This window comes from Synergistaceae bacterium (assembly GCA_012521675.1).
Classification (GTDB): Bacteria; Synergistota; Synergistia; order Synergistales; family Aminobacteriaceae; genus JAAYLU01.
On sequence record JAAYLU010000113.1, the window covers coordinates 1 to 6,770 of the forward strand.

Genomic DNA, 6,770 nt, shown 5'->3' on the forward strand with positions numbered 1-6,770 from the left:
CTCCATGTCCTCGGGGGAGCGGATCTCCCTCTTCGAGTTGGTCAGCTCGCGGAAGCCGTTCTCGCCCCACGCCAGGAACTTGACCCCCTTGTCCTCAACCGCCTTGACCACGAGCTTGCCGGACTCGCCCTCCTTGATCGCGTCCATCGCGACGTACTTGTCGGGCTGGTTGGCGATGAAGAAGGGGAGGGCGAACAGGTTGAGCTCGACTATCTGCGGGGAGTAGTTGATCGACGACTGAACCGCGAAGTCGATTGTCCCGTTGCGAACGAGCATGAAGGCGTTGGTCTGGGCCCCGGTGGTGAGCTGCGAGTTGGGGTAGACCTTGATGTTGATCCTCCCGTCGCTCCTCTCCCTGACAAGATCGGTGAAATAGGTCGCGCCCAGACCCCAGGCGGTGGTCAGGCTCGGGACTATGTCGAGCTTGTACTCCGCCTTGTACTCCGCCATGGCCGGGGCAGTGAACGAACACAGAACCGCGACCGCCAGCACTACTGCAATTATTTTTTTCATTTTTTCCGCCTCCCTGAGTATTGAATTGATATCTCCGATGCCTTATCGGACTCTATGACAGCGGCGCTCTCCGTCGCCTCTCTTATCACCTCCTCGACCCGGCGGGCGCCTCGCACCGGCCTACATCACCGACCGAACCGCTGACGCGATCTTCTCCGGCGTGACCCGGTAGGCCCGCTCCAGCGGACGGGCGAAGGGTACAGGAGTGAAGGGCGCCCCGACACGCACGATCGGGGCGTCGAGACAGTCGATCGCCTCCTCGGCTACGATGGCCGCTATCTCCGCGCCCACGCCTCCCTGTTTCACCGCCTCGTGGGCTATGACCAGCCGGGTGGTCTTCGCCACCGACTCCAGGATTGTACCTTCGTCCAGCGGCGAGATGGTCCTGAGGTCTATCAGCTCCACTCCTATGCCCTCCGCGGCCAGAACGTCGGCGGCCTCGATGCAGAGGTTCATCGTCATGGACCAGGATACCAGTGTAACGTCGCTCCCCTGCCTGATCACGTTGGCCTTGCCTATCGGCGCCAGGTGGTCTCCGCCGGGGATCTCGCCCTTCATGGAGAAGAGGGCCTTGTGCTCGAAGTAGATGACGGGGTTGTCGTCCCTGATCGCCGACTTCAGCAGCCCCTTGGCGTCCGCCGGGTTCGACGGCGCGACCACCTTCAGACCGGGTATGTGCAGGAAAAAGGCCTCGAGAGACTGGGAGTGCTGAGCGGCCGCCTGGTTCACGAGGCCGTCGGGGGCTCGCAGCACCATCGGGACGGACTTCTGCCCCCCGAACATGTAGTAGATCTTGGCCATCTGGTTCAACACCTCGTCGAAGCAGACACCTATGAAGTCGGCGAAGTGCATGTCAGCCACCGGCCTCATGCCCGCCAGGGCCGCGCCGATGCAGGCCCCGACTATGGCTGTCTCGCTGATGGGGGTGTCCATCACCCTCCCGGTGCCGAACCGGTCGGCGAGCCCCTTGAACTGGCCGAAGATCCCGCCCTGTCTCGCAATATCCTCGCCCATGACGAAGACTCGCTCGTCACGGGCCATCTCCTCCGTCATAGCGTCAAGCGTAGCCTGCGCAAAAGTGACAGTACTCATCACGTCCACCGCCTTAAACGTAAAGGTCCTCGAAGAGGGCCGACTCCTCCGGCTCCGGAGAGGTGCGGGCGAACTCCAGGGCCTGCCGGATATCCTCGCGAGCGTCGCCGTCGATCCCGCGGAGCTCCTCCTCGGTCATGGCCCCCGCTTTCAGGACGTCCCTCTCGAAGCGCTGGATCGGGTCGGTCTCCTCGAAGATCCTCCTGACCTCCTCCTTCGTGCGGTACTTCTCCGGGTCACCGACGAAGTGGCCCTTGACCCGATAGGTCTTGCACTCCAGCAGCGAGGGGCCCTCCCCGCGGCGAGCCCTCTCCACCAGGGCCCTCGCACTCTCGTACACGGCGAAGACGTCGTTGCCGTCCACGACAACGCCCGGCATCCCGTAGCCCGCGGCCCGGTCGGCTATGTCGTCGACGGAGGTCGTCGTCCGGTAGGGGGTGGTCGAGGCCCACTTGTTGTTCTCGCACACGAAGATCACGGGCAGCCCCCACGCAGCGGCCATGTTGGCCGCCTCGTGGAAGGTGCCCCGGTTGGACGCTCCGTCCCCGAAGAAGGCGACCGCCACCCCGTCCCTCTCCTGCATCTTGAAGGCCAGGGCCGCGCCGGTCGCTATGGTGAAGCCCCCGCCGACCACTCCGTTGGCCCCGAGCATTCCCACTCCGAAGTCGGCTATGTGCATCGAGCCGCCCTTGCCCTTGCAGCTGCCGGTGCTCCTTCCGAATATCTCCGCCATCATCCTCCGCAGGTCGGCCCCCTTGGCTATCGCATGGCCGTGCCCCCGGTGCGTGCTCTGGATGTAGTCCGAGTCGTGCAGGTTCGCCATCACCCCGGCGGCAACGGCCTCCTCGCCCACGTACAGGTGGACGAACCCGGGGATCTCGCCTTCGAGGAAGTACTTCTCAACCGTCTGCTCGAAGTGCCTGATGGTCGTCATGGTCCTGTAGAAGCCTGTCAAAAGATCCTTGCCGTACTTCGATGGAGAGGGCGCCTCCCCGCCGCGCGCAGCCTTAGCACACACACAGATCACTCCTTTCAGGGAGCGTCGGGGCTTTCATCCGCGCCCTTTAGCTCCAGCTCCTTAACCAGCTCGTTCAGTATGACCCCCGTGTCCAGGTGCTTTCTCTGGAGCTCTCGAAGGTCCGCTATGTCTATCTTGTACTCCCTGCGGCCGTAGAGCCCCCCATCGCTCCTGCGCTCGAGGCTGCGGCAGATGTCCGCCAGCTTCTCCACCGCCTCGGCCATCTGGGAGATGTACCTCCTGAGGACGCCGAGGAAGCGGTCCTCGAGGGAGACCGGCCGATCGCGGGGGGTTTGTCGCCTGATATCGGACTTTGTCTCCAGCAGCTCCGCCTGGAGCTCTTTCAGGATCCTCTGGTTTTCGCCGTAGTCCACCGGGCGGTACAGCCCCGGAATCGGCAGGACCTTCCTGAAGGAGAGCTTGAAGAGGTTCTCCTGCACCTGCATATACCTGCCGAGCATCGACGTAACCCGGCGGGCCAGGGATTCAACGTCACTGTTCTCCGTCATCTTCGGCCTCCAAGTCTGTCGTGGCGGCGGGCTTTTCGTCCACCAGCAGCCCGCCTAGAGTTTTTTCGAGAATGAACACTGCCTCAGTCAGGGCGCCCGAGTCGGCGAGAGGCGACTCAAGGAGGGCCATCACCGAATCGACGTCCCTTTCGAGGACGGACAGCACCTCCTCCACCTCCGCCCTTCCGTCCGGAGGAAGGGCCTCCAGCTGCGACCGAGCCACGCCCGCAAGCTCCCCCCCGATCGAGGCCGCTTGTTCGGCCCTCTCCCTCAGGGGATCCGGTCGGGGCGTCGTCGTCCCCGGCAGGAGGAGGGCGGCGACGACGGCAAGAGCTACCAGCAAGGCCAGGAGGGCCGGTTGACGCCTCATCTCCTAGTACGCGCCCCTTTCTATCCGTCCGCTCGCTCTGTCGATGTAGTAGCTGACGTGCGCCTCCTGCCGGTCTATCTCCATCGACCTGCCGCACAGAACGACGACTACGTTCGGATGGACACGCTCCCTCACTCGCACCCGGCCGAGGTTTCTCCTCTCGGCCAGCATCGCCCGCTTCTCAGCCTCTATACGGGCTATCGCCTCCTCGGCCTCCTTCTCCAGCACCGAGTGGAACCTCGCGAGGATGAAGAGCCTGCTCTTCTCCTCGTCGGACATGGAGTCCAGCCCGAAGGCGCGACCGCTGCCCTTGAGGGAGAGGATGGCGGCGTCCAGCTTCTCCAGCTGAGCCCCGCACTCAGCCTTCCTGTCCTCAAGTTTCCTTATCTTTTCGGCCTTGAAGGGGTCGTTGCCTGACTCGAGCAGTGCGCGGGCGCCCATGGAGGAGCCGGCGGACAGGACATCCACCACTCCCCCCGCGACGCACCTGCCGCCCACCGCTCCTCTCCTCCTCTGCCCGTGGACGTAGATGGCGCCTCCGGCCTCCAGGTCGCCGAACAGGGAGTAGCCCATGACCTCTATGTCGCCACGGGCCTTGATCGAGGAGTGCTCCACCAGTCCGACCCGGACGTCCTCGCCCGCGGCGACCGTCGAGTCTTCGCCGGTGACTCCGCCCTTGAGGACGCACGTGCCCCCGGCCCGCACCGTGGCGCCGTGCAACTTTCCGTTTACTGCGACGTCGCCCTCTGCCCGGACAGACAGCCCCTCCGTCACGGACCCCTTGACCAGAACCGAGCCGGCGAAGTCCACGTTTCCGATGGACATGTCCACGTCGCCCTCGATCACCATCAGGGGGGCGACATCTATGATTCCGTCCCTGTAAAATGGCTGCCCGACAGTCCTGGCGGATACGACCTCGCAGACTCCGTCGTCGGACTCGGCGACCGTCACTCCCTCGCCGTAGGCGACGCGGAAGAAGTCGTACGAGGCTGCGTGAATGGGCTCGCCGTAGACGTCGACCCCGTCCTCTCCCTCCTCCGGAGGGTAGACCCTGGCAATCACGTCCCCCTCGTGTACGGAGGGCGTGATCCAGATGGCCCTCCAGTCGATAGGCTCATCGTCGTCGGCAGGACGACGCGCCCTCTCCATCGGGACGAGAAACTCCACCCGCCCCTGGACGGGCGGGCGGGGAGGAACACCCCGCGCCACGATCGAGTCGGCGCCGTACACGGGGGTCCCGGCCTCGCACAGAGTGGCCAGGCGCTTGACCCTGTCCCGACTATAGTTCTTTATCCCCTTGCTGTCCAGCTCCTCTATTATCCGCAGGGGATCCGGGGGCGCGCCGCCCCCGGCCGCCGGGTAGAGCTCCAGGCAGGCGGTGAGGAGGTCGCCCGAGACGCGTATCTCCCACGAGGCGTTCCTGTCCTCCAGAGGCTTCGGCTCCATATTCTCCAGCCTGGACAGGAACTTCTCGGTCTCCTTGATCAGTCTTTCAATATTGGCCGCTTTCATTTCTCCGCCTCCCCCGGCTCCTGGCCAAGCGCCAAAAGGCGCGGCTCGGAGCAATTGATTTTTTATGAACGGTCCTCGAGACCTGAAGAACCCTTCATCGGACTATGATAACTATATTATCGTAAAAGTCAATATTGCGCACCGTTCAACTCTCCCGGGGCGGGGTGCGGGGATTCATCTTTGAAACCCTCGACCAGGCGATCCTTCCGCGGGCGATTCATTCTCTTTATCTCTAGCTCCCTGCGAAGGGCCTCGCTCATCGAGGCGACCTTCTCCCTGTACACCAGGACGACCGGAAGGCGAGACGCCGTGTACTTGGCGCCCTTTCCGTCGTTGTGCGCCTTCAGTCGCTCCTCCGTGTCGAAGGTCCAGCCTGTGTAGTAGGTTCCGTCCGAGCAGAGGAGGATGTAGACCCAGGCCCCCCTCTCTACCCGGCCAGGTGCGCCCTGAGTATGTTCGCGCCTACCAGGCACAGAACAAGCCCTCCGGCGAACTCGGCCTTCCCGCCCAGGAGCCCGCCCGTCCGGAATCCGGCCATCACACCCGCGAAACACAGGCAGGCGGTGATGATCCCGGCCGAGGAGGAGAGAAGCAGCACGGACGCGCCCATGGCGGAGAAGCCTATTCCCACGGCGAGCGCGTCTATCGATGTCGCCAGGGCGATGGTCAGAAGGGCGAGGCCCGTGGAGGAGTCGTTCGACGGGCAGGACTCGTCCCGCTTGGAGAGGGAGGCGCGCATCATGTTGCCTCCGACCAGGAGCAGCAGGAGGAAGGCCAGCCAGTGGTCGTAGCCGGATATGTAATCCAGGAAACGGCAGCCGACGGCGCAGCCGGCAAGGGGCATCGCGAACTGGAAGGCGCCGCAGGCGGCTCCTACTCGAAGGGCGGAGGTCGAGGCGCCTCCGTCAAGGCATGCACCTATGCCCAAGGATGCGGCGAACGCGTCCATGGAGAGGGAGAGGGATATCAGCAGTGTCTCGGCCGGCGACAAGGCGACTGCGACCTTTCCGGGAGGCCCGGCGTCGTCACGGCAAGAACACCTGGACCTTGCCGGTCTCGTCCCACTTGATCAGGGCCGCGAGCGGCTCGCAGATCCTCACGCTGCTTCTGACGTGGAACAGCGGCTCGCCGGGCTTTTCCAGCTTGAACAGGGTGAAGCGGACCCTGTCCATCTTTCGGAAGTCCTCCCTTCGCTCGACCAGTTCCAGCGGCAGGAACTCCACGTCGGCCGTCCGGAAGACGGGCATCCAGGTCCCGGCGTCCTCTTCGTTCAGCATCCGGGCAAGCTCGAGCACGCGCTCGTCCGGCGACGGGGCGGAGGGTTCACTCGCCGTGGCCGGCATCGAAACCTCGGACTCGCCCACCTGTTCGACCTCCGGCGCCCGGGTCGGGAGGGCCTCGTCCGGCTCCTGGACGGGAGCGGCCTCGACGGCCTGGTCTGCGCCGAACTCCTCGTCGTCATAGAGCCTCCCGGTGGCAAGATAGTTCTTCAGGCTCGGCCTCTTTCTTTTAGCCATCCCTCTTCCACCTCTCAAGCAGTTCGTCCGCCACCTTCGCGTAGTCCTTCGCACCGTTGCTCCCATCGTCGTAGCTGAAGATGGAGAGGCCCATTCCGGCGGCCTCGACGAGGCTCACGTTCTGCCTTACATGGTTCTCAAGCACCACGTCGCCGAAGTGCCTGCGGACCTCCTCCTCTACCTCCCTGGCCATGATGATCTGCGGGTTGTGGCGGGTCAGAAGTATATTGCCTATACGC

Annotated in this window: 10 protein-coding genes; all 10 read right to left on the reverse strand. The window is 64.2% G+C overall.

The features are described from left to right. Positions 1-513, reverse strand: a 513-nt coding sequence (dctP, locus tag GX181_10065) for a TRAP transporter substrate-binding protein DctP (protein NLM72283.1), incomplete at its 3' end; no start/stop codon positions are given. 120 nt (positions 514-633) lie between these two features. Then, positions 634-1,605 (reverse strand): alpha-ketoacid dehydrogenase subunit beta, encoded by a 972-nt coding sequence (locus GX181_10070; GenBank protein ID NLM72284.1) that lies wholly within the window; start codon positions 1,603-1,605, stop codon positions 634-636. Positions 1,606-1,618: 13 nt separating this feature from the next. Beyond that, positions 1,619-2,539 (reverse strand): thiamine pyrophosphate-dependent dehydrogenase E1 component subunit alpha, encoded by a 921-nt coding sequence (locus GX181_10075; protein ID NLM72285.1) that lies wholly within the window; start codon positions 2,537-2,539, stop codon positions 1,619-1,621. A 98-nt stretch (positions 2,540-2,637) separates the two neighbouring features. After that, the gene (locus tag GX181_10080) at positions 2,638-3,132 is read right to left on the reverse strand and encodes a hypothetical protein (protein ID NLM72286.1); all 495 of its coding nucleotides are present in this window, start codon (positions 3,130-3,132) and stop codon (positions 2,638-2,640) included. Continuing rightward, entirely contained in the window at positions 3,116-3,502 is a 387-nt protein-coding gene (locus GX181_10085) for a hypothetical protein (GenBank protein NLM72287.1), read from the reverse strand. The genes GX181_10080 and GX181_10085 overlap by 17 nt, the downstream gene beginning before the upstream one ends. Positions 3,503-3,505: 3 nt before the next feature. Beyond that, positions 3,506-5,014 carry a DUF342 domain-containing protein gene (locus tag GX181_10090; protein NLM72288.1) on the reverse strand — a complete coding sequence of 503 codons (1,509 nt, stop codon included), beginning with the start codon at positions 5,012-5,014 and terminating at the stop codon, positions 3,506-3,508. A gap of 128 nt (positions 5,015-5,142) precedes the next feature. Further along, positions 5,143-5,487, reverse strand: a complete 345-nt coding sequence (locus GX181_10095; GenBank protein NLM72289.1) for a GIY-YIG nuclease family protein — start codon at positions 5,485-5,487, stop codon at positions 5,143-5,145. After that, positions 5,442-6,005 carry a manganese efflux pump gene (locus GX181_10100; protein ID NLM72290.1) on the reverse strand — a complete coding sequence of 188 codons (564 nt, stop codon included), beginning with the start codon at positions 6,003-6,005 and terminating at the stop codon, positions 5,442-5,444. Before GX181_10100 ends, GX181_10095 begins: the two co-directional genes overlap by 46 nt. A 34-nt stretch (positions 6,006-6,039) precedes the next feature. After that, positions 6,040-6,531, reverse strand: coding sequence for a hypothetical protein (locus GX181_10105; GenBank protein ID NLM72291.1), 492 nt, complete (start codon positions 6,529-6,531; stop codon positions 6,040-6,042). Beyond that, a partial coding sequence (locus GX181_10110; GenBank protein ID NLM72292.1) for a ParA family protein occupies positions 6,524-6,770 on the reverse strand: 247 nt, incomplete at its 5' end. The genes GX181_10110 and GX181_10105, both read right to left, overlap by 8 nt.